Below are 26,336 nucleotides of genomic sequence, written 5' to 3'. Positions count from 1 at the left end.
GGCGGTAGTCCTCGATGTAGTCCATCCCGCCGTGGCCTGCGCCTGCCGAACGCTCTTCCAGGTCCTTCCAGAGAGGGTGGTCGTACTCCTCGCGCAGGTCTTCCCAGTCCTGCCAGCGATGGTCGGGGCTGGACCCCTCGAGGTGGACCCGGTTCGGGTAGCCTTGGAAGAGCCCGCGGGTTCCCTGCACGAGGTGGATGCGCGAATACGGTCGGGGAAGGTTGGTGTCGTGGCTCAAGTAGATGGTGCGTCCGCGCACGGTGCGGATCAGGGTGACGTTGACATCTCCGAGGACGTAACGCTCGCGCCGCTTGGCGTGACCCTCGGGGTAGTGCTCACGCGCCCATTCCTGGAGCCCCCGCGAAGGCGAGCTCATGGAAACGAGGTAGTCGAGACGGTCGCCGCGGTTGACGTCCATGACGTTCGCCACGGGACCGAGTCCGTGGGTGGGATAGAGATTGCCGTTCCTGGTCATCGAGTGGGCGCGCCGCCAGAGTCCCTCTCCCGATTCCGAAAACTTGATCGCCCGCAGGTCGTGGAGATAGCCGCATTCGGCGTGGAGAACCTCGCCCAGGACTCCGAGGCGCGCCATGTGGAAGACCATCATCTCGGGCCGGTCGTAGTTGCAGTTCTCCATCATGACGCAGTGACGCCCGTAGCGCTCGGCATGCTCGACGAGGGCCCAGCAGTCGTCCACCGTGTAGGCGGCGGGCACCTCGGTGGCCGCGTGCTTGCCGTTCTCCATCGCGGCCAGACAGATCGGCACGTGCCACTCCCAGGGAGTCGCGGTGAAGACGAGATCCAGCTCCTCTTCGGCGCACATGCGCTCGAAGTCCCGCTCGCCGCGGGTGTAGAGCTCGGGCCGATTTTCGTGAGCGTCCGTGACCCACGAGGCCACTTCTCCGGCCCGATCTGCGTCGATATCGCAGATCGAACGGATTTCGACCCCGTCCAGACGGATGAAGTTGCGCACGTGGGCTCCCCCCATGCCTCCCACGCCGACGAACCCGACGCGCACGACTTCCATCGGGTCGGCGGCAAACGGGCGGGCGGGCGCAGGGCCCAGCTCCTGGTCCTGGCGCAAGGCCTTCGAGACCGCCGAGCGGCCCTCGGTGGCGAGAAGGGCGTTCCCGATCCCGGCCGCGCCCATGCCGGCCACTCCGAGCCTGAGGGCGCTCCTGCGGCTGATTTCCCGGGGCGACTCCTTCATCATCGGGGCGAACCTCCGCCGGGCCGGGCCGGCAGCCGGCTCTCCCATGCCCTCACCTTTGGAATGGCCGCGTCGAAGATGCGCTCGTAGTTCGTTCGCTCGATCCGGACTCGCACATCCGGGTCCAGCTTCTCGAAGAGAGGCTCGTAGATGGCGTAGGTGGTCAAGTAGGCCTCCCAATCGGCAGGCGCCACCGCATCGGTCCCGAAAATGAAGCGCGAGGGGTGGCGGTTGAAGAGATCCGCCCAGTCGTCGATGCGGTCTGGGGTCACCAGGTATTTTGCGACCTCGTCCCACGATATGTCCAGAGTGACGTGATCGTAGCGCGGGTCTGCGAGCATGGAGCCGATGAGCTCGACATAGGCGTCGGGTGGACCGACGAAACGTCCCAGACCGATGTGCGCCCAGATCAGGCTGGCGTCGGGGTGGCGCTCGAAGAGATCGAGCAGTTGGTGGAAATGGTCGGGGCCGTCGGGGCCGGGGCGTACGTTGTCGACGTCGCAATGTAGGATGACGACCAGTCCGATATCGGCCGCCGTGGCGAGAATCTCGTCGAGCGCGGGATTCCCCAGACTGGCGACGTGGCCCGTGACCTTGGGCGAGACGAACTCCTTGTGCACGCTGAATTCGCCTATGCCCGCGAAGACCCCCGGATATGTGCGCAGCACCCGCTCTATATGGTCGGAGGCGTACATGTCGGTCGGGTTGAATCCAGTGATCATCGGATCGATGCGTTTCTTTTCCTCCTCCGACAGGCTCAGGTACTCGGACGCGATCACGGCGTCGACGAACGAGTAGTAGTAGAGGGAGGCGTTCGACCGCAGATAGTAGTCCGGAGCCCGTTCCCGAGAGACGAACCAGTCCCACTTCTGCTGGAGAGGGATGCCGAACATCGCTGTGCGCCCGACCCGATCTCCGACCAGTTCCAGGTATCGGCGGACGTCGATACCCCTCTGGACGTAGTTGGTGAGATGGAAGTGGACGTCGTGAAAGAGCGGGGTCGCCTGCGGATCCGAGCCGCTCGGCTCACGGGTCGCCTGCGCCGAGAGGTGGGAAATCGGCGGCGCCAACGCGAGGAGCAGCGCCCATGCGCCGACGCGGACGACCAGGTGAGGTCCCACTTCAGCTCCGGTCGCTACCCGGACCGCCCCCGCTTCGTCCAAATCACGATGGCTCCGCAGCCGACCTCTCCGGTGGCGTTGGTGCTGTAGTTGAACTCGGCAGGGATCGACGCGGTGCCCTTGTAGAACTCGATTGCGTCGGCATCGTAGGTCGAGAGCTCCTTCAGTCCGAGGCGGTCGTCGAGCTGCCACGGCATCCCGTCCACGAAGACGAGCGGGACGCAGACGCGACCGCGGATGTAGAGACTCGTTCCGCCGTCGTATACCCTTACCCCGGCGGTTCTGCCCAGGAGCTCGGCGATGCTTGAGGTCGAGAACCGCTCGATGTCGGCGCGGGTGTAGAAGTCGCCGAAGCCGAGGTTCATCCGGGAGATGAGCCCCTCGCGATCCATGAAGAAGCGTCTCGATTCGACGCTGACCTCGATCCCGCCCAGCTCGATTACATCCTCGTCGAGCTCGATGTGGAGGTTGTGGGTCACGCCGCCCGCCACCCGCACCGGGAACTCGCGATTCTCATGGGCGATGTGCCGGACGGTCATTTCGTAGACGCCGAACGGCATCTCCTGGAGGTAGAAGAGCCCCTGCTCGTTGGTGGTCGTTCTCATTTCGAGCTCGGGAATGGTGACGAGGGCGCTGGGAATGCCTCGGCCGGTCACTCGGGAGACGACCTGGCCGGTAACGTAGCCGGGAGACCTGGAGTCGGAGAGCGGAAGCTCAAAGCGTTCGATGGCGAGGGTGCCGGCTTCGACCAAGATGGTTCTGGGGCCGGCGTGAACCTCGAGCAGCTCTACGTTCAGCTCGGCGTCGACCCCGCCGGGGATGCCGCAGAAGACGAAGAATCCGGCCTTGTCGGTCCTGACCGCGTCGGACGACGGGTAAGGTTCGCCCTCCATCTGCCAGGCGGCGGTGACGGTGGCTCCGCCGAGAACGATGTCGCTCTCCATGTCCTGAACCACTCCTGCTATCACGCCGTCGGACGGCGTGATCTCGCCGCAGGTGTTGAGCACCGCCACGCCGGTGACGGCCGCCGGATCCTGCGTCTGCCCGGCGAGCGCCTCCGTAGAAGCGACGAGAACGGAAGCGAGGACCAGCAGTCCGCGGACAACCTCCAGAGATGAACCGGAGCGGCGCAGCGCCGCCTGGATGGAATCGGTCACTCTCAGTCCTCCAGCAGTTTCTGGTTCTTGGCCTGCCTGCGCCCGTACCAGACCCCTGTGGCCCCGCCCGCCCCGAGAGCGAATGCGGTACCGGTTCCGAGCCATGGTGTCACCAATGGAATGGCGAAGAGCGGCTGGCCGACCAGGAAGAGAGCCCCACCGACGACGATGCTGGCTGCCAAGCCGACCTTCCGCTTCTGCACGACCGGCGTGAAACGCAGCCGGCGCGCCACGAAGCGACGGATGTACACATGAGAGATGACCGCGACGGCTCCGGCCAGGATCAGTTCTACCATTCGCCCTCCTTTGGGCCGTTCTCCGCCGCACCGATCTCCGGCGCGGCTCTGAGTGGTCTTACGAAATTAGCCGACCAATGTTGCGCAGACTCGGGTTGCCGGGACGGCTGAGCGGGAGACGGCCTCATCGTTCCGCATCCCAATCGGGGAGCGAGCTGGGCACCTGCGGCAGCGTTTCCGCCACCGATTCCGGTACCTCGTACTCTTCCAGCCCCGCCCCCGCGAAGAGCTTGCGGGCATGCGCGGGCGTACCGTGCAGCTCGACCTTGACGCCGGTCATCAGGAGTTGAGCGGCGAGCTCCTTGAGCGCGAGAGCGCCGGTGAGGTCGATGTAGCCGAGGCCGCCCATGTGAATCACCACCCTGCTGACCGATCCTTCCTCGGCGAGACGGGCCTGGAGCCTGTCGACCAGCGCCTGGGCCGAACCGAACCAGAGAACGCCGGTCGGCGCGAGGTGCAGACCGTCCTTGCGACTGTCGGCGCCGAGCCCAGGCGAGAGCTCGACCCAGAAGTGGACGACGACCGACGCGGCTATCCCGAGCATCATCGCCTGATCCACACGAGGCGCGAGCACCAGAGTGGCGACGAAGGTGGACCAACCCACGATCGCCTGCTGCCTCGAAGCCGTGGCGACCTTCGCGAGAGCCCCGAGTTTGACAAGGTTGAGCACGGCCGCGATCACGACCCCGGCCAGGACCGCACGCGGCAGGTTGGAGAGCAGGTCGGCGAATATCGGTTCTCCTCTTATGGTCCACGAGAGCGCCTCGAGAAAGATGAGAACCGCCGCTCCGGTCACCACTCCGCTCCAACGAGAGGTTGCCCCCGCAAGTCGGTTGATAGCGGAGCGGGAGAACGACCCGCTAACGGGAAAGCCGCCGCACGCCGCGCTGGCCAGGTTGGCGACACCTTGGCCGATGAACTCGCGGTTGGAGTCCCAACGCTCGCGCGTGGCGGTGGCGAAGATACGCGAGATCGACGAAGCTTCGGCGAATCCCACGATCGCGATCACCACCCCGGGCACGATCAGGTCGGGAAGTCTCGCCCAGGGAAGGGCGAAGGTGATACTGGGCAGTCCGGCGGGTACCTCGCCCACCACGGCGCCGTCGTATCCCGCGAACATCTTCGAGGCGATTCCGAACCCAGCCGCGACCAGGACGCCGGGCAGGAGCGGGTGCAACCTTCGCCCACCCAGTACCAACGCGATGGTCGCGCCGGTGATCAGGACCGTGTAGGGATCCCAACTGGAGGTCTCGGTGAGCACCCAGACCGCGTCCGCGATGACGTTGCTCTCTTCCTCAGGGGCGGAACCCAGCGCGTACGGTATCTGGGTGGCGATGATAACGATAGCGGCGGCCGAAGTGAAGCCCAGGACGACCGGCCGCGACATCAGGTAGGAAATCCAGCCCAGTCTCAAGAACCCTATCGCGGCTTGCACCAACGCCACCACAAGGGCGAGAAGCGCCACCAGACCGATGTACTCGTCCGAGCCGGACGCCGCCAAAGGGACCACCGCCCCCAGAGTCAGCAAGGCCGTGAGGGCGACCGGTCCGGTCTGAAGGTACGGTGAGGAACCGAGCGCGGACGCGGCGATGGGAGCGAGGGCCGCCGCGTAGAGCCCGAGCTGAACGGGTAGGCCGGCGAGTTCGGCATAGGCCATGGACTGCGGGATGAGCAGACACGCCACGCTCGCGCCCGCTAGCAGATTGTGACTGCGAATGCTGCCTAGGCCCGACCCCTTGAGGATCCGAGTGGTGCTGATCATGCGGAGCCGTCCCGCTGCCGAGCGAGGTCACGGAGGGTCCTGGCCGTGTGCCGCGCCCTGCGAGCGAGTTCGGCCGCCGCTCCTGCAGCGCTTCCTGTCTTTCCGCGCACTTCGTGGCCCTCCGCCGCTCGCATGTGGTGATCTCGAAGCCAGTTCAGAACGGCCGTCCGTTCCTGGGCCAGCAGATTGCGGAGCATGTAGCACCTCTCACCCGCCCGCAGCCCCAATCCGCTCTCACGAGCGAAAAGCCTGAAATCCCGCCTGGTAAGAATAGCCCCGGAACGAATCGGTGCAAGGACGGAGCGCAGAAACTCCTGATTCGCGGCTTCCACCGGACGGGTAAGTCTCAGGTGAATGGACGCTCCGGTCCCGTCGAGCTCGGATCCACCGCCTTCGACGCTGAGCTCGCGCATCTCGGCGGCGATCACATCTCCGAGAGTCGCGGCCCAGGCCCTATGGACCGGCGAGTCGCTCGCGGCTGCCACGGCGTCGAGGTAGGGGAACAGCCAGGGCGAGAGATGCTCGGCGATCAAGGCCCGGCGCGCCTGACGCGCCATGCGCGCGTGGGCTTCGCCGCCAGCTTCTTCCTGGACGAGTTCCGCGTATAGTCCTAGGAGAACGGCAAGGTGGTCGGGTTCCCGAGGCGGCTTGCGCCCTACCGCCCTCCAGAATCCGGCGATGATCTCACGAGCCTGCCCCCCTATCCAGCCGTCCTCTCCAAGGTAGATGGAAGCGTAGGGCGGCAGCTCGAATACGAAGAGCTGAGTGTGCTCCGTCCGCGACGAAGCGACACCGAAGCCGAGCAGAACGGAGAGGCCGGCGGGTGCGTTCTCGGGGGTGTCGGTCAGAGCCGCGAGCGCCCTTATCAGTTCGACCGGCGTATCGGTCCGGGCGTCCGTCGTCGCTCGAGCGGCGACCCCGGCCGAGGGAGTCGCTTCCGCCCCGGCGATCAAGGCAGGACCTTGACCTGGTCGACGCCTGTCGGCAGGTCGTACGCTGAACGGGTCGGGCGCAGCGGGCGCAGCATCCACCACGGTCTGCGGGTGCCGTCGGGCGAATGGCGATCCGCCGGGCGGGTAAGTTTAAGCCACTCGTCGAAGGCCCGGCGCGCTCGCTCGACGCTCGCCGACACGTCGCCCTGCCGGTCGCCGGGACGGGCGGGCGTGACCCTCACCGCCTGGTGCCAGCAATGCATGCCGGAAATGGGATCGGGATGCACGGCGTGGGTAAGGTTCTGGTGAGCGCCCAGATCGGTCCACCACACCCTCGAGGTGTCCGGATCGGAGGAAGCGAAAGGACCGCCACCTCCGCGCGGCGAGATGCTCCAGTCTTCGCCTTTCCGGTCGAGCTCCACCGTGCGGGTCGCAAGCCGCTGCCCGGGCTGTCCCTCGGGACGCCACCTGCCCATGTGATGGGAGCACGCCACGACCCCGGGCCGAATGCCCTCGGTGACCCAGGCCTTGCCGACGAAGTAGCCGGTCTCCGTGGTGACCCGCACCAGTGAACCGGTACCTGTCACACCCCACTTCGCCGCGTCCTGCGGGTGTATCCAGACCGGATTGGAATGGGCGATCTCGTCGAGCCACTTCGAGTTGGCGCTGCGGGTGTGGATCTGAACCGGGACCCGGAAGGTGGAGATGAGCGGGACCTGGCCGGTTTCGAGTCTGTCGGGGTGGATATGGCTCTTCACGTATGTGGGCAGCGCGAGCTCGGGCCAGCCCCATTCGGCGAGGGTGTGCGACCAGAATTCCAGCTTGCCCGAGGGCGTCGGCCAACCCTGGAGGACCTCGCCGTCGACCATGACCCCGATCCGCCTGCGGCCGTCGTCGTCGGGGTCGAGCCTGGTTCCCCCCGGCGCCTGTGCGCCAGGGGGTTCCGGCGCAGCGGTGAAGACGCGCCGGGCGTCGTCGACCCGCATGTCCAAGAGCTCGGCCGGATCCACGGCCCTTTCGTGAAGCCGCCCCACCTTGCTTGCAACCTCGAAGGCGCCGTAGCGACGCATGAACTCCAGCGGCGTCAGCCCCTCGCGTCGTGCCGCCTCCGGCAGTCCGGGCACGGAGTTCTCGAATATCCAGCCGTAGTAGTCGTCCACCGTCATCCGTTCGCCCGGTCTGCCGGGAGCTTCGAAGAACTCGCGGGCGCCGAGGGAGCCGTCAGGGTCGATCCGCCAGGTCAGATCGATCCAGAACTCGTTCTCCTCCCAGACCTCACCGGGATTGGCCGCCCGGGTGTCGGCGAGTCCGTCGCCCCCGCGTTCCAGAGCCGCGCGCAGCACCGGTTGCCGGAAGCCGAGCCACTGGCCGTCGTACTGCTCGTAGGAGACGAGGTCGTGACGTTCGGAGGCGTGCCCCATGGGCAGGACGAAGTCCGCGAAATAGGCGGTCTCGTTCCAGGTCGGAGTGAGGGCGACGTGGAGTCCGATGCGTGCCGGGTCCGAGAGCATCTCCATCCAACTGAAGCCGTCGGGGTTGGTCCACACGGGGTTGTAGACCCGGGTGAAGTAGGTGTCGATGCGCGTTCCCTGGCGGCGAAGGAGGTGCGGGAGCAGAAAGCTCATCTCCATGAGCGCGAGCGGGTACTCGCGGGGCCACATGCGCTCGTTCCAGTGCCCCGGCGGACTCTTGGGCAGCTTGGGCGGCATGGGCACGAACTTGTTCCAGGAGTTCGGGAAGGTGCCTCCCTCGGTCCCCAGGGCTCCGAGCAGCGCGCTGATCAGGGTGAGCGTGCGCGCCACCTGCCAGCCGCCCAGGTTCCCCGAGCCCGCGCTCCTCCAGTTGTGGGCGCTCATCCTGGTACCGGCGTTCGCGATCACCTCCGCGACCCGGCGTAGCTCGCGGGCGTCGATCCCGGACTCCGCCGCGGCATATTCGAAGGTGAACTCGCCGTAGAGTTCGCGCAGTTGGGCCAGGAAATCCTCGAATTCCGCATCGGGCTCGCCCCGGACCTCGGCCATATACTCCTGCCAATTCCACCAGCGGCGCACGAACTCTCGGTCGAATCTACCCTCGCGGATCATCCAGTTGGCGACGGCGAGGAAAATTGCGGGCTCGGATCCCGGGTAGGGAGAGAGCCAGTGGTCGGCGTGTGTGGAGGTATTGGAGAGGCGGGTGTCGAGGACGATGAGCTTCGCGCCCTTCTTCCGGCCCTCCATGATGCGCTGAGCGTGAGGATTGAAGTAGTGGCCGGTCTCGAGGTGACTGCTCACGAGCACGATCACGTCGGCGTTGGCGAAGTCCGGGCTGGGTCGATCCGAGCCCATCCACCAGTGGTATCCCGCCCGGGCCCCGCTCGAACAGACGTTGGTGTGCGAGTTGTGCCCGTCGACTCCCCAGGCCGCGAGCATGCGCTCGGTGAAGCCGTCTTCTCCGGGACGACCGACGTGGTAGACCACCTCTTCGTGCCGCTCCTCCAGAAGCGCTCGTCGTATGCGGGCGGCGATTTCTTCCAGAGCCTCGTCCCAGGAGACGCGCTCCCAGGCGCCGGCGCCGCGCGGACCGCTGCGCTTGAGCGGGTAGAGGATGCGGTCCGGGTCGGTTATCTGGTTGATGGTGGCGGGACCCTTGGCGCAGTTCCTCCCCCGCGACCCGGGATGCTCGGGGTTGCCCTCGAACTTGCGCACCTCGAAAGTGTCCCTGTCCACGTACGCGAGCAGTCCGCAGGCGGCCTCGCAGTTGAAGCAGAGCGTGGGGACGAGGGAGTAGCGCTTCTCCTTTCGTTCGGGCCAGGCCTTGGAATCGAGTTCCACCCAGTCGCTCCAGCGCTCCTTGGGAGGATAGGCGGCGAGGTGGATGCGGGAAGCGCCCGGATAGAAGCTCTCTCCGCGAGCCTCGACCTCAGCGCGTGCCGCCGAGACGCGGGCGTTCAGTTCCTGGGGGCTCTCCGCCTTCCTCTTCACGCCAAGGGTACCGACTGCCCCGCCTGGACATAGGCGTGCTCGTAGAGCAGGAGTCCCACGAGCGCCGCGCACGCACCCATGATCGAGGCCGTGCCCGAACCGGCGGTGACGGTAACCGCCACGAGTCCCGCGACGGTCGCGATCATTCCGGTCCAGTACGGGCCGGCGTACCTGGCCCGGAGCATGTTGCGGGCGGCGAGCCGGGCGTGAGCGGTCGGGTGGGGCGTGGTGGCTTCGCCGAACGCGAGCGCGACGTGGAAGACGACGGCAGCCTGGAACGCCCATTTGGAACCGACGAGCATAGCTCCTTCGGCGGGGAAATCCGCCAACGATAGGAGAACGAGAGCCAGGGCCGACCCGGCGAGGGCGGCCTGAACCAGAAGGTGCGGCGCGAGGAGTGGGCTCTGCCAGAGGTCGCGGGCCTTGGCCTGCGCGAAAAGGTATGCGGTGTAGACGGCGGTCGCGACCGCGAGCGGAGCCCCCAGCCAGGCGATCCAGACGGTCGGCTCCCGGCGTCCGGCCAGACCCAGTGCAAGATGCAGGGTGAGCAAGATGCCGAAACCGGTGATGACGAACCCGCCCCTGACCAGCCAGCTCCGCCACTGCGGTCTGACCAGCAGGAGCCAGAAACGCGCGGGACGGTCGAGGTCCCAGATGAGGAAACCGGCGGTGACGAGGAGGAAGGCCAGAGCCGTCACCGGCGCCCAGGTGAGCCACAACGGATTGCTCCAGCCGGTTTCGGGGCCGTCCGCACCCATCATCCCGAAGACGCCGAGAAGGAGTGGAAGCAGGTACGCACCGGCTGCGAGCGACTTGGTGAAAGTGTAGGCGCTCACCCGGAAATCCCATGGCGCCCGGTGGGGAACGTCGTAGGAGATCACGGCGGCTGCCGAGCTCGCGTTGCCGGAGGGGGTCCGGTCCGGCGCCCGTCCGTTCCCTCGTCGTCCATTTTCCAGCCGGGGGCCCGAGGACGATGCGGGTCGCACCGAAGGCGGCGATCCCGAGGGCACGTGGTGGCCGACACCCGCTCCCTGGTCCGACCACATGAAGATGTCGCCTCCGGGATTTTCAGCGGCAAGGGGATTGAGGGTGACCTCTCCGGCTCCCAGATAGAAAAGCTTGGGCAGGGTCTCTTTCTCGGCCCTGCGCACCTGGACGGGTTCCCTGGCGACGATTCGGCCGACCTCGGACTCAGGGTCGTCCATGTCTCCTACTGTCAGGGCGCCGGTCGGGCAGACGACGACACAGGCGGGTTCGAGCCCGATGTCGAGGCGGTGAGCGCAGAAGTTGCACTTTTCGGCCGCGTGGTCGTCGGGGTTGATGAAAATGGCGTCGTAAGGACAAGCCGCTATGCACGCCTTGCAGCCGATGCACGCCGACTTGTCGAAGTCCACGATGCCGTCGGGACGGCGAAACATGGCCGAGGTCGGACATGCCGTCACGCAGGGGGCCGCGTCGCACTGGTTGCAGCGGGTGACCTGGAAGCTTCGGCGAGCGTTGGGGAAACGGCCCGCGTCCACCGACTTGACGAAGGTGCGGGTTACGGAGAGCGGCACCTCGTTTTCCGACTTGCAAGCCGTTGTGCAGGCGTGACAGCCGATGCATTTGGTCTGGTCGACGACCTTGGCCCAGCGCTCGGTTCGGGCCGTCTCCATTGCCGTAGCCTACCCCTCCCGGGATGCCGGACCGGCTGGCGTGACCGCGTCCGAGGGGGAGGGGCGTGCGTGAGGGCCGGTGGGCGAGGGCGCAGGCAGGCCGCCGCCCGGCTTGCCCGGCAACGGGTGCGGATCCGAGTCGGTAACGCTGCGGATCCAGAGCTCCCGCTTGGGATACGGGATCTCCACACCTGCGGTGGCGAACGAGGTCAGCGCCTTGCCTGTTATCTCGTCGGCGATCTTGCGCCTCGACCGCGCTTCCTTGACCCAGACCCTCAGTTGGATCTGGACATCGGAGTTGCCGAATCCGCGCACGATGACCAGAGGCAGTGGATCGGCCAGGACGCCGTCCACCTCGAGCGCCGCCTCGATCAGAAGCCGCTTGGCCTTTTCGATATCGGACTCGTAAGCCACCGAAAAGGGGATGCGCAGACGTATGTGATCCCCGGTCATCGTATAGTTCACGATGTCGCGCTGCATGATGAGATTGTTCGGAACCACGACCACGAGGTTGTCCGGGTTGCGGATCTTGGTGGCGCGCAGTCCGACCTCGATCACGTCGCCCCACGTTCCGGTCTCGTTGGGAGCGGTCCAGAGCTCGATGCGGTCGCCCACGTGGAATGGACGGTCCATGATGAGCAGCACCCCGGCGATCAGGTTGGAGAGGGTGTCCTTGGCCGCCAGGGAGAGAGCGAGCCCCATGACGCCGGCGCCGGCGAGCAACGGGCCGATGTTGAGCCCCATCAGGTCGAGCGCGATAACGACCCCGACGCCGAGGACAAGGACCTTGACGGTGCGGATGACGAGCGGCATCGCGGTCTCGTCGAAGGTGTTGTCGGTGCGCTCGATCAGCTTTCCCTGCAGCTCGGTCAGGACGTCTCCCACGAACCTGCTGAGCGGGAAGAAGAGTCCGCCGACCCAGAGCGCCACCACCCAGGTGGCCGCGCGTGGGGCCTCCCCGGCAGGACCGTCCGGCGCCAGGATATGGATGAGGAGCCAAGCGGACACGCCGAAAATCGAAAAAGAGATCGCCGAGTGCAGGAAATACAGAATGTGGTCGTCGAGCCTGGTCTCGGTGCGGTTGACGACTTGCCGCTGGACTCGTTTAAGCGTCTTGCGGGCGACCCAGACCGCGAGAACGCCTCCGAGGAGCAGTGCGAGCGTCTCGGGCAGCCTCGGCACCGCATACGAGACGGCCGCGTCCCACCAGCCGCTCAGCGTCTCGATTCCGAAAGAGGGCCTCTCCATCACCCCAATTTCTCGACCGCGGCCCGAAATCCGAGAGTGCTTCCCTGCTCCCGCCATGCGACCGCGTGGGGGATGCCTTCGTCGGCCAGCTCTCCAAGCAAGCTCCGGACCACGTCGGCGAGTCTCTCGTCGAACAGGTGGGAGTTCTCCATGTACCAATTCGCCCAAGACGGGTCGCGGAGGTGGTCCTTGAGAGAACGCAGGTAGGATTCCCAGAGCTTCGTCTCTATCGCGCCCACTTCCCACTGGTAGAGCAGGTTGCCGAAGTGGCGGTAGACGGTCGTCATGTAGGAGTCCCAGCGCAGCCTGTCGGCCTCGCTCAACCCGTCCGGGTCCTCCGCCACCTTGGCGAGAAACTCGGCGAGCTCCCGGTTGCGGAAAACGTGCTCCAGCAGCCGCATGGAGTTCTCGACCATGGAGTTGAAAGCCGCAGCCCGCACCGTCCGCGTGTTATGGCGCATCTGCAACGCGTTCTGCTTCATCTGCCGCACGACGAAAAAGAGGGAGACTATGACCCCGGTCGCACCGAGAAACTCTCCCAGATTGCCCAGATCGTCTAGCATGGTCCTTCGTGAAGAACGGAGATCGGCCCTTGAATCGAATTCGCGGCGGCCAGTGACCGGATTCGGCCGCCTCAACCGGGTAAAGCTAACGCCAACCCTATTCAACGTGCCTCGACCGACCCGTCATACCAGCGGATCGAGCACTTCGTCCAGCAGGAAGAGGCCGGTGAGGAGGGCCCGGAAGTGCACGTTCGCGTTCAGATTGTCGACGAGCTGCGAGCTGACGGCGCCCTGCGAGCTCACCAGGCGCAGGGCCGCGAGACTTGCTCGAGCATCTCGTTCGACGACCCGGACGAGGGCGAGGGCAGCCTTGGCGTCGTCTCTTTCCGCCACCCCTTCCCGCAAAGACTTCGCGATACCGCTCACGGCCTCCTCCAGCATGGCGAGCTGTGCGCGCAGCTCGCCTCCCGACTTCGATCCCGCGTCAGTCTTCAATCCCTGAGCCGCGTACGCCATGAGAAACTCGTATCCGGACTCGATGGCGTCTATGCGCTCGCGCACACCGCCGGCGGCGGGCGAAGCGACCGGGAGTTCGACCACCGACGGCTAACCGGATCCGTCGGCCGGCGACCTCTCCTGCGACCCGGCCCCGGGGACGACCCACTTGTCCGGGTCGTAGTGCTCCACGAAGCGGTCTCGATCGATCCAGCCTCTGACCATGGCCCAGGTAAGCCATAACTTGTCCGGGCGGAGCGCGAAGTAGATGTGAGCCGCGGTCAGAAAGATCAGGGCCACCCCGCAGAGTCCGTGCACGACATAAACCACCGACCAGAGCCCGTCCGAGAGCAGGAAGTACGGGTTCGCGTCCCAGAACCAGGTGTCGATCCTGAAGGTCATCAAGACGCCCGTGACGATCACTCCCATCCCCACGACCACGATAGCGTGGTGGAAAAGGCGGTGATCGAAGGGATATTTACCCGGCTTCGGGGGTGGAGGCGCCTTGCTCGATGCCGCGTGGCGCATCATCGCCATGCCTTCCGAAAGCCCGATCCTCATCATCTCCAGGAAGCGCCCGCGACCGAGCGCGTGCACGATGTGGAAGAGCACGGTCCCCAGGAGCACGACGCCGGACACCCAATGGATGGTCAACCAGGGAAACCGCCACCCGAGCACCGGTCCGAACGCGGTGACCAGGAGGACGAGCATGGACGCGGACATGGTCCAGTGGAATATTCTCGATGCCGCCGAGTGGCGGGTCACTCGTTCGGGAAGGCCTTCCGCGGATGGGTCGGGTTCCGGGTCACCCTCGGTCACTCCGCTTGCGCGACCCCGCCACCAGACCCAGGCGGCATGCGCCACCAGGAAGAGGGCCGCCACGAATATGGCCAGCCACATGAGATCCCACGACACGCCCACCACCATGTCCTGGCCCCAGGGGCCCTGCGCTCGACGCCAGAGCTCCATCTTAGAAGCCCGTGGCGAAGCGCCGCGCCGGCAACACGCGATGCGGAATGAATAGCGCCGCTATTCGCCCGAAGAGCGACAACGAGCGAAGCGTCGTCCGGCGCGGATGCAGCGGCGTGCTGCCGTGGGAGACGTTGTCCATGGGCTGCTAGACGGCGCTCCTCACGGCTCGCCGCACCAGGTTGCGCATGAGAGGAATTTTGAAGTCGTTGTGTCTGAGAGCGCGCGCACCGGCGACCGCCGCTTCTCCGGCCTCGGTCGCGACGGCCTCGCCGCCGCCGGTGTCGGTGGCTATGCGTTCGGCGGCGGTGGCTCGCACTGGGAAGGGCGCGACTCCGTTGACGGATATCCGAGCGTCGCGGATGACTCCGTCGCTGACCTTGAAGGCGGCCGCCACGGTCACGAGCGAGAAATCCCAGGAGTTGCGATCGCGCACCTTCTCGTAGTAGTGGGTCGCCCCAGCCCAGTAGTCGGGAAGGTGAATGGCGGAGAGGAGGTCTCCCGGCCGCATGACCGTCATTCGCGTGATGTCGGTGGCCGGGCCGATGAAGAAGTCCTCGGCGTCGTAGATCTCCGCCTTCGGCTCTCCCCTGCCTTCGCGCAGCACGGTCAGCTTCGCGTCGAGCGCGATCAGCGCGGGGGCCGTGTCCGACGGATTCACCGCGACGCACCGACTGCGCCCCATGATGCAGTGTTCGCGGTTCATGCTCTGGCTGGAGGAGGCGTAGCAGGTGTTGCCCTCGGCGCGGTAGCAGGGCCAGCCGCTGCGATAGTACCAGCAGCGGGTGTCCTGGGCGAGGTTGCCGCCGATGGTGCCCTGGTGGCGGATTTGCGGTGTCGCCACGTGACCGGCCGCCTCTGCGAGAAGGGCGTAGGAGGCGCCGACCCGTCTGTCTCGGACGAGATCGGTCAGGGTCGTCATCGCCCCAATGTCGAGCCCGCCTCCCTCGGCGTCGTTCACGCCGTTCAGCTCGGCGACGCCGCCGATGTCCACCACGGCGGTCGGTCGCTTGATGCGGTCCTTCAGCCAGTCGTAACTGTCGAGGCCGCCCGCGATGATCCAGGCGTCGTCACCGTGCTCGGCAAGGAGGGCGAGAGTCGCGTCCAGTTCGGTGGGTTGGAAGAGATCGAACGACGGGATCATGTCCCTGATGATGGCCATGGTTACTTCCTCCTCAGCCTACGTGCTGGTCGAGCGGACCGAAGGGCGACGCGCGCCCCTCGAGCTCGGCGAGAATCAGGTCCGGGGTGAGCGGAGTGCGACAGAGACAGCGTCCTCCAATGGCGTCGGCGACCGCGCAGGCGAGGGCGGCCGCCCCGGCTCCGACCGGAGGTTCGCCTATGCCCTTGGCCCCTACCGGGGTCTGCGGATCGGGTTCGTCGACCGCGTCCCACTTGAGGTCGAGCGGCACGTCGAGCATGCCCGGTGGACGGGCGGTGTAGAGTCGCTTGGCAAACGGCATCCCGTAACGCGGATCGAAGACCCAGCGCTGGAGCGTGGCCATGCCCATGCCCTGGATGCTTCCTCCGAGGACCTGGGCTCCGAGCGAGCGCGGATGGAGCACGGTACCGCAGTCGGCTACGCCGACATACTCCTTGAGGTGGATCGCTCCGGTCTCGTGGTCGACCTCGACCTGGGCGAAGCCCGCGACCCAGGAGTAGATCGAGCCTTCCCCGCCGTATTCGTCCCGGGCGACGCCCATGAGTCCTTCGCCGGCTAGGGAGGCGGCGGCGGGGACGGTTGTCGCATGGATATTCTCGGGAAGCTCGGAACCGTCGAATGCTCCGCCGAGCCGAACCGCCCGGGTCGCGACCTCGGCGAACGACATGGAGCCGCCGGGCCCCGATACTCGGCCGCCGTCGAGGACGTATTGGCCGGGGGAGCCGCCGAGCGCGCCCGCCGCGATCCGGCGGATCTTGTCTCGGGCGTCGATCGCCGCCGCGTGATTGGCCCGGGTGTGGGCGTGCGTGGTCTGCGAGCCCGCCTGCACGGATGATCTGGGCACGCCCCTGCTCGTGTCGCCCCAGACTATCTCGACCTGATCCCAGTCGAGGCCAAGGACCTCGGCGGCCGGGCGGGCGGTGTCCGCGATGGAGTGGGTGCCGAGATTACCTATCCCCTGGTGGACGTAAAGCCTGCCGTCCGGCCGAATGAGGAGGAGGCCGTCGAAGCCCCTGGAGCCCGCCGTGTAGGGAGAGAGGCCGATGCCGACGCCGGTCACCCTGCTGCCGTCCCGGGTTCCCGAAAGTGCGGCCTTGGCCTCCCAGTCGAAGAGCTCGGCTCCGCGGTCGAGCGCCTCCTTGGCGAAGACGCTGGTAAGGGCGGTATCGCGGGGACCGAAGCGGACATCGGGACCCGGGGCGTTGATCCGCCTGATGGCCAGCCGGTCCACGTCGAGCTCGCGAGCCGCCTTTTCGAGGATGGGCTCGAGCATGGCCACGATCTGAGCGCCGCCGGGGCCTCGCTGCGCGGTCTTTGGTGAGGTGTTGGTGTAAGGCGACACGGCCCTGAAACGCATGTTCCGGGGCGTGTAGACGAGATCCGCGACCATGCCGGCGGTACCGTTGTCGCCCGAGCCGTACGCGCCTCCCTCCTCCACCAGGAGGAGATCGAGAGCGTTGCACTTGCCGCTTGCCAGGAAGCCCATCCTGACCCAGCCCTGGAAGCCGGGGCGGGCGCGCCCGTAGGAGGTCTCCTCGTACCGGGTCACCCGGTGCATGACCGGCCTGCCGATCTTCCGGGACATGAGCGCCGGGAGAATCATCACGTTCGTGCCCGCGATCTTGGAACCGAATCCGCCGCCGCAGTACTCGGCCACGAGAACGACGTCTTCGGGTTCCATGTCGAGCTGCCCGGCGAGCGAGAACTTCGTCCTCTGGGCGCTCTGGGTGGAGACGTGGGCGTGGAGCCTTCCGTTCTCCCAGTACGCCATGTTGGAGCGGGGCTCCATGGGGTGGTGGGTGACCGACTGGTGGACGACGGTCTCGGTCAGGATCAGGTCGGACTCGGCGAAGGCGGCCTCGGTGTCGCCCTTCGACCACTCGCTGAGCCCTTCCGCGGACTCCGGAAACTCGCCGGAGTCGATCCGGTCGAAGTCCTCGGCGCTCCACTTGAAATCGGTCCAGCCGTCCTCGGTGAAGCGGTTGCCGTCCAGGTAGGCGTTGGGCCCGCCGGGACGCAGCGAATCGAGCGGGTCGACGACCCAGGGCAGCGATTCGAATTCCACCTCGATGAGCTCGATCGCCTCGGCCGCTATCTCCTCGGTCTCTGCGGCGACGCCCAGCACTGGCTCGCCTTCGTAGCGGGGTTCGTCGGTGAGCGCGGCCTCTCTGGGGCCCTCCCGCTGCGGAACCTCGTCGGCCCGGAGCACGCCCAGGAAACCCGGCAGACGCTCGGCTCGGCTGGTGTCCACTGAGCGCACGCGCCCGTGCGGCATCGGGCTGAGCAGGAGTTTGAGGAAGGCGAGGTTGGGCGGACGGAAGTCCTCGGCGTACCTGGCGCGTCCGGTGATCTTGGCGACGAGGTCGGGGGGTGAAATGTCCTTTCCTATCAGCTTCTCGGCCATGTCGAACCTCCTAGCAGTCCGTGGTGAAGCTCGCGGGAGCGACGAAACGCCGCGCCGTCGAGGCGCGATGAGGGACGAATAGCGCCGCTCTTCGCCCGAAGAGCAACACCGAGCGCAGCGTCCGGCGCGGATGCGGCGGCGTGCTGCCGTGGGGAGGCTTCGTCCACGGGCTGCTAGGCTCCGCGAGCGAGTTCGGCCGCCCGCATCGCGCAGTCGAGTATCTTCGAATAGTCACCGCAGCGGCAGAGGTTGCCGGAGAGAGCTTCGGCGGCCTCGGCCCGGCTCGGGCTCGGGTTCTCCTCCAGCATCGCGGTCATGCTCATGATGAAACCCGGGGCGCAGAAGGCGCACTGGAAGCCGCCGCCCTCCAAGACCGCCTGCTGTACCGGATTCAAGGCTCCGGTGGCCCGATCCTCCAGCCCCTCGACGGTGGTGACCTCCCTGCCTCGGACCTGGTGCGCGAGCATGGAGCACGAGTAATGGTTCAGGTCGTCGATCATCACGGTGCAGGCGCCGCACTCCGCCCGGTCGCAGCCCAGCTTGGTGCCGGTGAGGTTGAGGCGGTAGCGGAGCGTCATCGCCAGCGTCTCGTTGGGCAGCACGTCGACCCGCCGGTCCTGGCCGTTCACCCGCAGCGTGATCAGCCGTTCCACCGATCCCGGAAGGCTCTGGCCGGCGGCGAGCCCGGGTCTGCCCAGGTAGCTCGCGGTGGTGGAGCTCGTCGCCCCTACGGCGATCACTCCCTTGATGAAGGTGCGTCGCGAGAGGCGTGATCGTTGCGCTTCGGCTGCTGCGGTCTCGGTCATGGAGGGCCTCGTCGTTTTGGTTGGGCCGGTCGTCGACGTCTCGCTCGCAAGATAGGGGCTGAGGGGTGTTTGCGCCATAGGCGGACCGGATTCCCGGCTGGAGGAGATGGCCGCACGGTGTCAGGTGAGCTTCACGTTCACACCATCTCGAGGATACGTCTCAGCCTGCCGGCGGCTTGTCTGGCGGAGAGGTTGCTCACATACGCCTTGTCCGCCCCGATCGAACCGAGCGCTCGAAGTGTTCGCGCACAGAGGTCGTCCGGAGTCGCGCCCGCTTCGAACTCACGCGTGATCGCCTGCGCGGGCACCGGAAAGTAGCGGCCGAGAGTCTCCAAGGTGCGAGGATTGCCGCTTCGGTAATGGAAGACGCCGAAGACTACGGGAATGTCCAGACCGGCTCGTTCCAGCGCCTCCAGCAAGCTTTCCGCCTCCCGAAGCGAGTGGTGAGAGACGATCTGGGCGAGTGCGAAGTCGGCCCGCGAGGACTCGTCGACCAAAGGCGGGATCTGATGGTCGGCGGGCTTGTGCGGATTGAGCCAGCCGCCGAGGGCGAGGCCGGGAAACATCTCCCTCGCCAAGGCGCGCAGGTCGCTTCCGTGGGCCACGCACCGGGGCGGGCCGACGTTGCGGTCGCCTCCGGTCACCGTTACCGCGTCGATACCGCTCGCCGCCGCCCTCGCAAAGAAGGTGATACAGTAGTCGAGGGTGTGCTTCGCGGTCAGAATGGGGACGATATGGCGGACGTCGACAGCGGAGTCGAGGTTGGCCGCCACATGGGTCAGGCTCTCCTCCTCGGCGACGCCGACGGCGTTGTCGGTCAGGAAGGTGAAGATGCCGCGCCGCGAGAGTGCGCCGAGCGCGTGGTGGAAGTCTATCCAGGATTCGATCGCCTCCTCGCGCCCGAGCCCGGAGGAAGGGGGACGGAGCTCGACCGCCGTGAAAGGCTCCGACGAACGCAGTCGCTCCAGGAGTAGGGCGCCGCCGGGCGCGATCCTGCCGGTCGCGGTGTCCAGGGGCTCGTTCATACCTCTCCGACCATCGCTTCCACCTCGTCGGCAGCTACCGGCAGCCCCGCCGATAGCACCTCGGGCCCCTTCACGGTCACCAAGACGTCGTCTTCCACCCGGATCCCGATGCCGGCGTATCGCTCCGGGGAGGCGCCGCGCGGAAAGTAGAGGCCGGGCTCGACCGTCAGGACCATCCCCGCCTCCAGCCTTCGCGACTCTCCGCCCCTGGCATAGTCGCCCGGATCGTGAACGTCCAGCCCCAGCCAGTGCGTGGTGTTGTGCGGGAAGAAGGGCTTGCAGGCTTCGGCGCCGATCAGTTCGTCGAGCTCTCCGGAAAGAACACCCAGTCCGACGAGCCCGGATGTGATCGCGAAGACTGCGGCGTCGTGCACATCCGACACGGGCCGGCCGGGCGAGACCGCCGCGAGTGCGGCCTCTCTCGCCTCGAGCACGACCTCGTAGGCCTCGCGTTGCGGCGTCGTGAAACGTCCGTTCACCGGCCAGGTGCGAGTGAGATCGCCTGCATAGCGCCCGACCTCCGCGCCCGCGTCGACGAGCACGAGCTCGCCGTCCCTCATCGCGCGATGGTTGGCGGAGTAGTGGAGGACGAGGGCGTTGGCGCCCGAAGCGACGATGGGAGCGAAGGCCGAACCCTCCGCGCCTTCCTTGCGGAACGCTCCTTCGAGCACGCCTTCGATCACTCGCTCCGAGACGCCGGGACCGATCGCCCGTGCCGCCGCCCTATGCCCGGTCGCGCTCGCACGTACCGCCCGTCGGATCAGGGCGACCTCGCTCGCATCCTTGAGCAGACGGAGCCCGTCGAGGATCTCGCCCGGATCGACGACCGAGCGCGGGCCGGTACCGCTCCTCTGTCCGGCGGTTCGCGCTCGCCCCAGGGCCGCGGCCACCTGCATCCAGACGGTGGGACGACTCGCGGGAGACGTTACGCCCTCGGCGGACGGTCCGACTCTGAAGAAGATGGGATCGGCTTCGTCCAGGAGGGCCGGCAAGCGCTCTCCGACCTCGGCGACGGGATGGCACTCGTCGGCCCCGTGGAGAGCCCCGGCCTCCTCCGGCGTAAGCCTGTGGCCCTCCCAAAGCTCCGAGCGGTCGTTCGGTGGAGTGACGAATAGAACGAAACGCGGTCGTTCGCCCCCGACGAGAACGGCGACCGCTCCCGGTTCGGCGAAGCCGGTCAGATAGTGGAGCTCGCTGTCAGGGCGGTAGCGCAGCTCCACGTCTCGCGAGCGAATCAGCGGGGGCGCCGCCGGCAGCACCATGACCCCATCCCCAAGGGCGCCGAACGCCGCGCGCCTTCTGCGACCGTAGGCGTCGTCCATCGTCAGGGACCGTCCGCGCGGCTCGGGCCGTCCGTCAGCCGGGGCTCCCCTTACCTCCCGAGATCCATCTCGAGACCTACCGAAAACGTCCGCCCCGGGCCGGGTTCGAAGTAGCGGCTGCCGAAGGCGTTCACGACCACGGAGCTGTTGTAGGATCGGTCGAGGATGTTGGTGACGGCGAGGAAGGGAGAAAAGCCGATCCTGCCTGTCTCGAAATCGTCCAGGCCCAGACGGAGATCGGCTGTCAGAAAGGCGGGAGAGCTGTGTTCACCGGCGTCGTCCACGGGCACCTTGCCCTGGTAGAGCGCCCGCAGCTCCCCGAACACCGGGCCCGATCCCGTCGACACCACCGCATCGAGCCGATCCGGCGCGAGCCCCGGCACGTGGTTGCCCGAGTAGTCGTTTCCCTCGGGCGCGTACTCGTCGAAACGGGCGCTGACCATGGTGTAGGCCACCCGGACGCTGCCGACATCGCCGAGCAGGGCCCTGAGCGAGAGCTCGACCCCGGAGTGCGACGAGCTTCCCGCATTGCGGTAGAAGGTACGTCCCGGTGCGCTCGGCACCTCGAAGGGCACGAGTTCGTCGGTCAGATTCGAGCGGAAGACGACCGCCTCGAAGATCGCTCCGCCCCTGGCGTCGCCGCGAAATCCGCCTTCGACGGTAAATCCGCGCTGAGGTCCCAGATCGGGATTGATGCCCCCGGCGCCGTCCACCCGGTTGGCGAGCTCCGAGGTCGTGGGCGTCTCGAAGGAGCGTGCCGCCGACGCGAAGAGCTCGAGGCCGCCGGCCCGGGCGACCAGGCCGACCGACGGCGAGAGCGCGTCCATGGCCCGGGAGCCTGAGTCGTCGAAGCCGTCGGCTGTGAAGCGATCCTCGGCGCTGAAGCTGATGCGGTCGTAGCGCAATCCCGCCAGCGCCGAGAAGACTCCTCCGGGGCCGTCGAAGCGAAGCTGTCCGAAAACCGAGGCCGCCTGCACGTTCTCGGCCTGATCGAGTCTCAGTTCGGTGCGTGTCCCGCCATCGTTACCGTAGTTCTTGCGGTCGTCGGCCATGAGGTGGTACTCGACGCCTCCACCCAGGGTAACGGTCCCGCCCCCGGTCTCGTGACGCGAAGTTGTGAGACCCCTCAAGCCTCCGGCGGCTCGGGTCAGGTCGATAACCCGTCCGGGAATGGGATTGTCGACGTCCCGCCAGATCCCCCAGGCGGCGAATTCGGCGTCGGTGGATGCCAGAGGGCCGTTCCACGAGACTCCACCCTGACCCTGGCGCACATCCTTGCCGGTCTTGCTCACCACGTTGAAGCGGTACGCCTGCCGGTCTCCTTCGTCGAGAAGCGTCTGAGAGAGTGAGCCGGGATTGAGCGCGGACAGATCGACACCGTTCGCGGTCGCCTTGACCACACCTCCTCGGAAGGGAGCGCTCCAGACGGCGTTCACGACGGAACGCCTGCCGCCGCCGTAGACGCCGCCGTCGTTCGCCACCGGATTGGTACGGTAACCGTCGTATTCCAGATGCGAGTACGCCATCCGGTAGATAGTGCCGCCCGAGGCGTCGCCCGCCTCGCCCCGCAGCGAGAGGAGACCGTGCGATCCTGCCGCCGCTCGCACGCGGGTAAGCGGACCCGTGTCGCTCCCGTCGTCCAGGGTGCTCAGATGAAGCACTCCGCCGGCGGCGTTGCCGTACACCGAGGCGGCCGGGCCCCGCAGCGCCTCCACCCGCACCAGTCCGCCGAGATCGAGATGGTCGAGCGTCGATTGGCCGTCCGGGAGCGTCGCCGGTATGCCGTCCACGAGCACGCGCACACCCCTGACGCCGAACTGCGCCCGCGGACCGTGGCCCCTGACCGACAACCGCTCGCCCACGGCCATGTTGAAGCGGTTTTGGATCTGAACGCCGGGCACCGCGCGGATCGCCTCTTCCAGATGTGCGCCCGCGTTGGCCCCGGTGAGCTCGTCGCCCGCCGCGACTGCCACCGCAAAGGGCGACCCCAGGCCTATGGGGGAGCCGAGCACTTGCACGAGTATGGGGTCGAGCTCGATGACGGGCTCCTCCGCCACGACTGTGTCCGGCTCCTGCGAGGCAAGGGAGACCGAAGGAGCGCCGACCGCAGTAAGAACCAGGAGGGCCGAGAACGGGAAAAAGCGGGGCATCGCCGTAGGAAGCAGGAGGATCAGTGGAGGTTGTAGACGAGGATGACTGCCGGCACGTTCGCGGCTTCGGGCAGGTCCCGCACCCAGCTCTCACCGCCGTGCCGCACGGTGATCGACGCCTCCCCGTCGTAAGGCGGCTCACAGAGCACCAGCATACCCCGGGCGTCGGTCAGCGTGCGCAGCTCGACCCCCTCCGGGCCTTCCTGCGGGCTCCAGCGGAGCTCTTCGCCTTCGATCTCGGGCAGGTTCGGGGGCGGCATGGCGAGCGGCGGATCGCCCTTCTCACCGCGCGGCCACTCCACGTCTCCGCTCCATCCGACCGCGACCTCGGCGCCGGCAAGGGGAGCATTTCGCCCCATGAATCGGGCCAGAAGCGGCGGACGAACTGGGTCGCCGCCCTCCGGGAAGCAGGCGTAGGCGAGCGACTCCGGCGTTCGGGGAGCGTCGAGATCGAGCGCGACCACCGACCCGAGCGTCGCCTCGAAGGCGGTCAGTCGGGAACGGAAGCCCATGGTGTCAAGGAGCGGATGGCGCACCTCGATGCTCTGCCGACCCTCGGCCAGGCCGGGCAGGACGAAGGATCCGTCGGCGTTCACCTCGGCGTTCTCCCCCGTTCCGGCGATTCTCACGTAATGCGAAGCGAGCGTGGTGTCGCCGGCGAGGGCGGCGACGTCGGCGGCTCCGGGACGGAGGTCGGCGGCGGCGGAGGCGGAACACCGGCCGCCGGACCCGTTACGTATGCGACCCTCCCGCCGACCGTGGCGGTGGCGGCTTCGAGCACGATCGTCCCGGTCCGGTCGCTGACGCGCCATGTGGCGCCCCCGCGGATGCGTCGGAACGCCCGTCCGAAGATCTCACCGGGAGGTTGCGCCCACATGGGCATGTCGATCTCCCAGTCTTTCACTATCCAGGTTCCGTTCGGCATCGCCGTGAAGCCCACGAAGCCCTTGGCGGGTTCCAGATCTCGCGGATTCGGGACGTTGACGTAGGTGAATTCCAGTTTTTCCAGGGTCGCGCTCTCGATGTCCAGCCACATCGTTCCCTCGATATCCGGCAGAAACCGGTCCGGGAGCGGCCCGAAGGTCAGGCCGAGCTCGCCGTCTCGGGAGCGCAGCCCGAAGCAGTGCGAGTTCAGGAATTCGTGGGAGAGGAAGGCTGCGGCGTCGGGCGCATAGTACATGGTGCCGCCTTCGTGGTCAGACTGTACGAAACCCCCGTCCACCAGATCGTCCACCGGTATGGAGTAGAAGGGCGCCACATCGCGGGACGGCTGGAAGCTCCGCTGTTCGTCGAGCACCTCCCGTCTGCGACGGTCGGTCACGTGGCGGTAGTTGAGCAGGGTGTAGCGGTAGACCGCGTTCTCGCTTGTCCACTCCGCGGCTTCGAGCGCCTTGCGTATCTCCTCCCAGACCTGCGCCATGTTTCGACCTTCGTCGGGGCGGACGTCGCAGCGCTTGGCGCCGTACACGTCGATGCCGCTCAGTCGAATCGCCTGGACAGTGACTCGGACATGCCTGAGAACCCCTGCCCTAGGCACTTGGAACGGTCCGTCGACAAAGCGAGCGAAACCGATCCGTTCCACCCGCAGCGTGTGCGAGCCCGGAGCGTCGGCCTCCAGGGAGAAGGCTCCGCGAGCGTCGGTCAGGGAACGGTCGACCACCTCGCCCCCCGCGTCGATGAGCACGATCATGCTGCCTTCCACTCGCTCCCCGTTCTCGTTGGTCGTTACCACGCCGTTCACCTCCTGAGCGGAGAGCGACTCGGGGTACGAAACGAACCCCAGTGCAGGCAGCAGCGCGAGGGTCGCCGGGCGGAGTCCGCGGACCAGGCCCGAGAACCGACCCAGGTGATCGGGCCCCGGACCGCTAGTCATCCGGCTCCGTTCCTACGTACTTGAGTCCGCTCCCGGTTATGAAGAGGGCCACCTCGTCGTCCGGAACCACGGCCCCGGTAGCGCGAAGAGCGACGGTCGCTGCGGCGGTGGCACCGCCCTCGGGCGCGGCGAAGATGCCGGTGTGGCGTCCGATGCGCCCGACCCATGCCGCCATATCGGAGTCGGAGACCGCGACGGCCGCTCCCCCGGAGTCCCTCAACGCCCTGAGGATGAGGAAATCGCCGACCGCACCCGGGACCCGGAGCCCGGAAGCGTAAGTGCGCGCGTCCTCCCACATGCCGGCTTCCTCCACGCCTCGCTCCCAGGCGCGGACGATCGGGGCGCAGCCTCTGGCCTGCACGCTGAACATCTTCGGGCGTTCGGACCCGATCCAGCCCAGGCTCTCCATCTCGTCGAACGCCTTCCACATGCCCACGAGCCCGGTGCCGCCTCCCGTGGGATAGACGATCGCGTCGGGGAGCCGCCCGCCGAGCTGCTCGAAGAGTTCGTAGCCCATCGTCTTCTTGCCTTCTATCCGATAGGGCTCCTTGAGGGTGGAGAGGTCGAACCAGCCATGGCGGGCAGCGCCCTCGGCTACGATCCGGCCGCAGTCGCTGATGAGGCCGTCGATAAGCCTGACCTCGGCGCCCAAGGCCCGCATCTCCTCCAGGATGGGCGGCGGGGTGTCGTCGGGCACCACCACGTGTACGGGAAGGCCCGCCGCCGCGCCGTAGGCCGCCGCCGCACTCCCTGCATTTCCGGCGGAAGGCAGGGCTACGGCCTTCGCGCCCAGCTCCAGCGCACGCGATACGGCCATCCCCAGCCCTCTCGCCTTGAAGCTGCCAGTGGGATTCTGACCTTCGTCCTTCAGCCACAGCCTGCCTACACCCATGGCCGCGGCCAGCCTTTCGGACTCGATGAGCGGAGTCCAGCCCTCGCCCAGGGCGACCCTGCACTCGGGCCGACGCACCGGCAGAACCTCCGCGTAGCGCCAAAGATCGGACCTTCGCCCTCGGAGACTCTCGGGGGTGAAGACGCCTCGGAGAGGGGCGAGGTGGTAGCGGACGAGAAGCGGCTTGCCCGCAGGAGAGAGGCGGATGAGCTGCTCGCTCTCGAAGCGCTCGCCGGTCGCGCTGCACTCGAGATGGCTCGCTCCTGGAAAGGTCGGGGTCGCCTGCGGATCGACGGTTCCCTCGAATCCGAGGTCGGTAGCGGGAAGAGCCTCGGCCCTGGTCGAGGAGGAGGTCATGTGAGTGTGGCTTGCCGAGGAAAGGACGTCCGGT

The 26,336-nt window shown here is 67.1% G+C and carries 21 protein-coding genes; all 21 read right to left on the bottom strand.

Annotation, left to right across the window (positions count from 1 at the left end):
- The coding region (locus J4G12_07255) for a Gfo/Idh/MocA family oxidoreductase (GenBank protein MCE2455607.1) at positions 1 to 1,213 on the bottom strand (1,213 nt) is incomplete at its 3' end.
- Positions 1,210 to 2,331 (bottom strand): amidohydrolase family protein, encoded by a 1,122-nt coding sequence (locus J4G12_07250; protein ID MCE2455606.1) that lies wholly within the window; start codon positions 2,329 to 2,331, stop codon positions 1,210 to 1,212. The genes J4G12_07250 and J4G12_07255, both read right to left, overlap by 4 nt.
- Positions 2,332 to 2,345: 14 nt before the next feature.
- Complete coding sequence (locus J4G12_07245; GenBank protein ID MCE2455605.1) at positions 2,346 to 3,488, bottom strand: TonB-dependent receptor; 1,143 nt, start codon at positions 3,486 to 3,488, stop codon at positions 2,346 to 2,348.
- Between the two features lie 2 nt (positions 3,489 to 3,490).
- Positions 3,491 to 3,784 carry a hypothetical protein gene (locus J4G12_07240; GenBank protein ID MCE2455604.1) on the bottom strand — a complete coding sequence of 98 codons (294 nt, stop codon included), beginning with the start codon at positions 3,782 to 3,784 and terminating at the stop codon, positions 3,491 to 3,493.
- A gap of 124 nt (positions 3,785 to 3,908) precedes the next feature.
- Positions 3,909 to 5,546, bottom strand: coding sequence for a SulP family inorganic anion transporter (locus J4G12_07235; protein ID MCE2455603.1), 1,638 nt, complete (start codon positions 5,544 to 5,546; stop codon positions 3,909 to 3,911).
- Complete coding sequence (locus J4G12_07230) at positions 5,543 to 6,499, bottom strand: molecular chaperone TorD family protein (GenBank protein ID MCE2455602.1); 957 nt, start codon at positions 6,497 to 6,499, stop codon at positions 5,543 to 5,545. The genes J4G12_07235 and J4G12_07230 overlap by 4 nt, the downstream gene beginning before the upstream one ends.
- A complete protein-coding gene (locus tag J4G12_07225) occupies positions 6,496 to 9,441 on the bottom strand; it encodes a molybdopterin-dependent oxidoreductase (protein MCE2455601.1) in 2,946 nt (981 codons plus the stop codon). The genes J4G12_07230 and J4G12_07225 overlap by 4 nt, the downstream gene beginning before the upstream one ends.
- Entirely contained in the window at positions 9,438 to 11,096 is a 1,659-nt protein-coding gene (gene nrfD, locus J4G12_07220) for a polysulfide reductase NrfD (GenBank protein MCE2455600.1), read from the bottom strand. The genes J4G12_07225 and nrfD overlap by 4 nt, the downstream gene beginning before the upstream one ends.
- Before the next feature lie 9 nt (positions 11,097 to 11,105).
- Complete coding sequence (locus J4G12_07215; protein MCE2455599.1) at positions 11,106 to 12,344, bottom strand: mechanosensitive ion channel family protein; 1,239 nt, start codon at positions 12,342 to 12,344, stop codon at positions 11,106 to 11,108.
- Positions 12,344 to 12,907, bottom strand: coding sequence for a hypothetical protein (locus J4G12_07210; protein ID MCE2455598.1), 564 nt, complete (start codon positions 12,905 to 12,907; stop codon positions 12,344 to 12,346). Before J4G12_07210 ends, J4G12_07215 begins: the two co-directional genes overlap by 1 nt.
- A gap of 123 nt (positions 12,908 to 13,030) precedes the next feature.
- Positions 13,031 to 13,447, bottom strand: a complete 417-nt coding sequence (locus tag J4G12_07205) for a hypothetical protein (protein MCE2455597.1) — start codon at positions 13,445 to 13,447, stop codon at positions 13,031 to 13,033.
- A gap of 6 nt (positions 13,448 to 13,453) precedes the next feature.
- Positions 13,454 to 14,311 (bottom strand): cytochrome b/b6 domain-containing protein, encoded by an 858-nt coding sequence (locus J4G12_07200; protein ID MCE2455596.1) that lies wholly within the window; start codon positions 14,309 to 14,311, stop codon positions 13,454 to 13,456.
- A gap of 148 nt (positions 14,312 to 14,459) precedes the next feature.
- Entirely contained in the window at positions 14,460 to 15,473 is a 1,014-nt protein-coding gene (locus tag J4G12_07195) for an FAD binding domain-containing protein (protein MCE2455595.1), read from the bottom strand.
- 13 nt (positions 15,474 to 15,486) lie between these two features.
- Positions 15,487 to 17,877, bottom strand: coding sequence for a xanthine dehydrogenase family protein (locus tag J4G12_07190; protein MCE2455594.1), 2,391 nt, complete (start codon positions 17,875 to 17,877; stop codon positions 15,487 to 15,489).
- A 173-nt stretch (positions 17,878 to 18,050) separates the two neighbouring features.
- Positions 18,051 to 18,683, bottom strand: a complete 633-nt coding sequence (locus J4G12_07185) for a (2Fe-2S)-binding protein (protein MCE2455593.1) — start codon at positions 18,681 to 18,683, stop codon at positions 18,051 to 18,053.
- 137 nt (positions 18,684 to 18,820) lie between these two features.
- Entirely contained in the window at positions 18,821 to 19,708 is an 888-nt protein-coding gene (locus J4G12_07180; GenBank protein ID MCE2455592.1) for a hypothetical protein, read from the bottom strand.
- A complete protein-coding gene (locus J4G12_07175) occupies positions 19,705 to 21,030 on the bottom strand; it encodes an aminopeptidase P N-terminal domain-containing protein (GenBank protein MCE2455591.1) in 1,326 nt (441 codons plus the stop codon). Before J4G12_07175 ends, J4G12_07180 begins: the two co-directional genes overlap by 4 nt.
- A gap of 50 nt (positions 21,031 to 21,080) precedes the next feature.
- The gene (locus J4G12_07170) at positions 21,081 to 23,180 is read right to left on the bottom strand and encodes a TonB-dependent receptor plug domain-containing protein (GenBank protein MCE2455590.1); all 2,100 of its coding nucleotides are present in this window, start codon (positions 23,178 to 23,180) and stop codon (positions 21,081 to 21,083) included.
- Positions 23,181 to 23,200: 20 nt separating this feature from the next.
- Positions 23,201 to 23,809: a carboxypeptidase regulatory-like domain-containing protein gene (locus tag J4G12_07165; protein ID MCE2455589.1), complete on the bottom strand. Its 609-nt coding sequence runs from the start codon at positions 23,807 to 23,809 to the stop codon at positions 23,201 to 23,203.
- Positions 23,806 to 25,053 carry a carboxypeptidase regulatory-like domain-containing protein gene (locus J4G12_07160; protein ID MCE2455588.1) on the bottom strand — a complete coding sequence of 416 codons (1,248 nt, stop codon included), beginning with the start codon at positions 25,051 to 25,053 and terminating at the stop codon, positions 23,806 to 23,808. The genes J4G12_07165 and J4G12_07160 overlap by 4 nt, the downstream gene beginning before the upstream one ends.
- A complete protein-coding gene (locus J4G12_07155; protein MCE2455587.1) occupies positions 25,046 to 26,302 on the bottom strand; it encodes a threonine synthase in 1,257 nt (418 codons plus the stop codon). The genes J4G12_07160 and J4G12_07155 overlap by 8 nt, the downstream gene beginning before the upstream one ends.
- Between the last annotated feature and the right edge of the window lie 34 nt (positions 26,303 to 26,336).

The organism is Gemmatimonadota bacterium, from assembly GCA_021295815.1.
In the GTDB taxonomy this organism is placed as follows: Bacteria; Gemmatimonadota; Gemmatimonadetes; order Longimicrobiales; family Gaopeijiaceae; genus JAGWBQ01.
This window is presented reverse-complemented; position numbering and strand designations above follow the sequence as displayed.

What these genes read in the sequence shown, in the direction of transcription:
- nrfD (MCE2455600.1), bottom strand. Translation starts at nt 11,096, where the DNA reads ATGGAGACGGCCCGAACCGAGCGCTGGGCCAAGGTCGTCGACCAGACC.
- J4G12_07185 (MCE2455593.1), bottom strand. Translation starts at nt 18,683, where the DNA reads ATGACCGAGACCGCAGCAGCCGAAGCGCAACGATCACGCCTCTCGCGA.
- J4G12_07240 (MCE2455604.1), bottom strand. Translation starts at nt 3,784, where the DNA reads ATGGTAGAACTGATCCTGGCCGGAGCCGTCGCGGTCATCTCTCATGTG.
- J4G12_07180 (MCE2455592.1), bottom strand. Translation starts at nt 19,708, where the DNA reads ATGAACGAGCCCCTGGACACCGCGACCGGCAGGATCGCGCCCGGCGGC.
- J4G12_07160 (MCE2455588.1), bottom strand. Translation starts at nt 25,053, where the DNA reads ATGACTAGCGGTCCGGGGCCCGATCACCTGGGTCGGTTCTCGGGCCTG.
- J4G12_07170 (MCE2455590.1), bottom strand. Translation starts at nt 23,180, where the DNA reads ATGCCCCGCTTTTTCCCGTTCTCGGCCCTCCTGGTTCTTACTGCGGTC.
- J4G12_07215 (MCE2455599.1), bottom strand. Translation starts at nt 12,344, where the DNA reads ATGGAGAGGCCCTCTTTCGGAATCGAGACGCTGAGCGGCTGGTGGGAC.
- J4G12_07235 (MCE2455603.1), bottom strand. Translation starts at nt 5,546, where the DNA reads ATGATCAGCACCACTCGGATCCTCAAGGGGTCGGGCCTAGGCAGCATT.
- J4G12_07175 (MCE2455591.1), bottom strand. Translation starts at nt 21,030, where the DNA reads ATGGACGACGCCTACGGTCGCAGAAGGCGCGCGGCGTTCGGCGCCCTT.
- J4G12_07155 (MCE2455587.1), bottom strand. Translation starts at nt 26,302, where the DNA reads ATGACCTCCTCCTCGACCAGGGCCGAGGCTCTTCCCGCTACCGACCTC.
- J4G12_07190 (MCE2455594.1), bottom strand. Translation starts at nt 17,877, where the DNA reads ATGGCCGAGAAGCTGATAGGAAAGGACATTTCACCCCCCGACCTCGTC.
- J4G12_07210 (MCE2455598.1), bottom strand. Translation starts at nt 12,907, where the DNA reads ATGCTAGACGATCTGGGCAATCTGGGAGAGTTTCTCGGTGCGACCGGG.
- J4G12_07200 (MCE2455596.1), bottom strand. Translation starts at nt 14,311, where the DNA reads ATGGAGCTCTGGCGTCGAGCGCAGGGCCCCTGGGGCCAGGACATGGTG.
- J4G12_07195 (MCE2455595.1), bottom strand. Translation starts at nt 15,473, where the DNA reads ATGGCCATCATCAGGGACATGATCCCGTCGTTCGATCTCTTCCAACCC.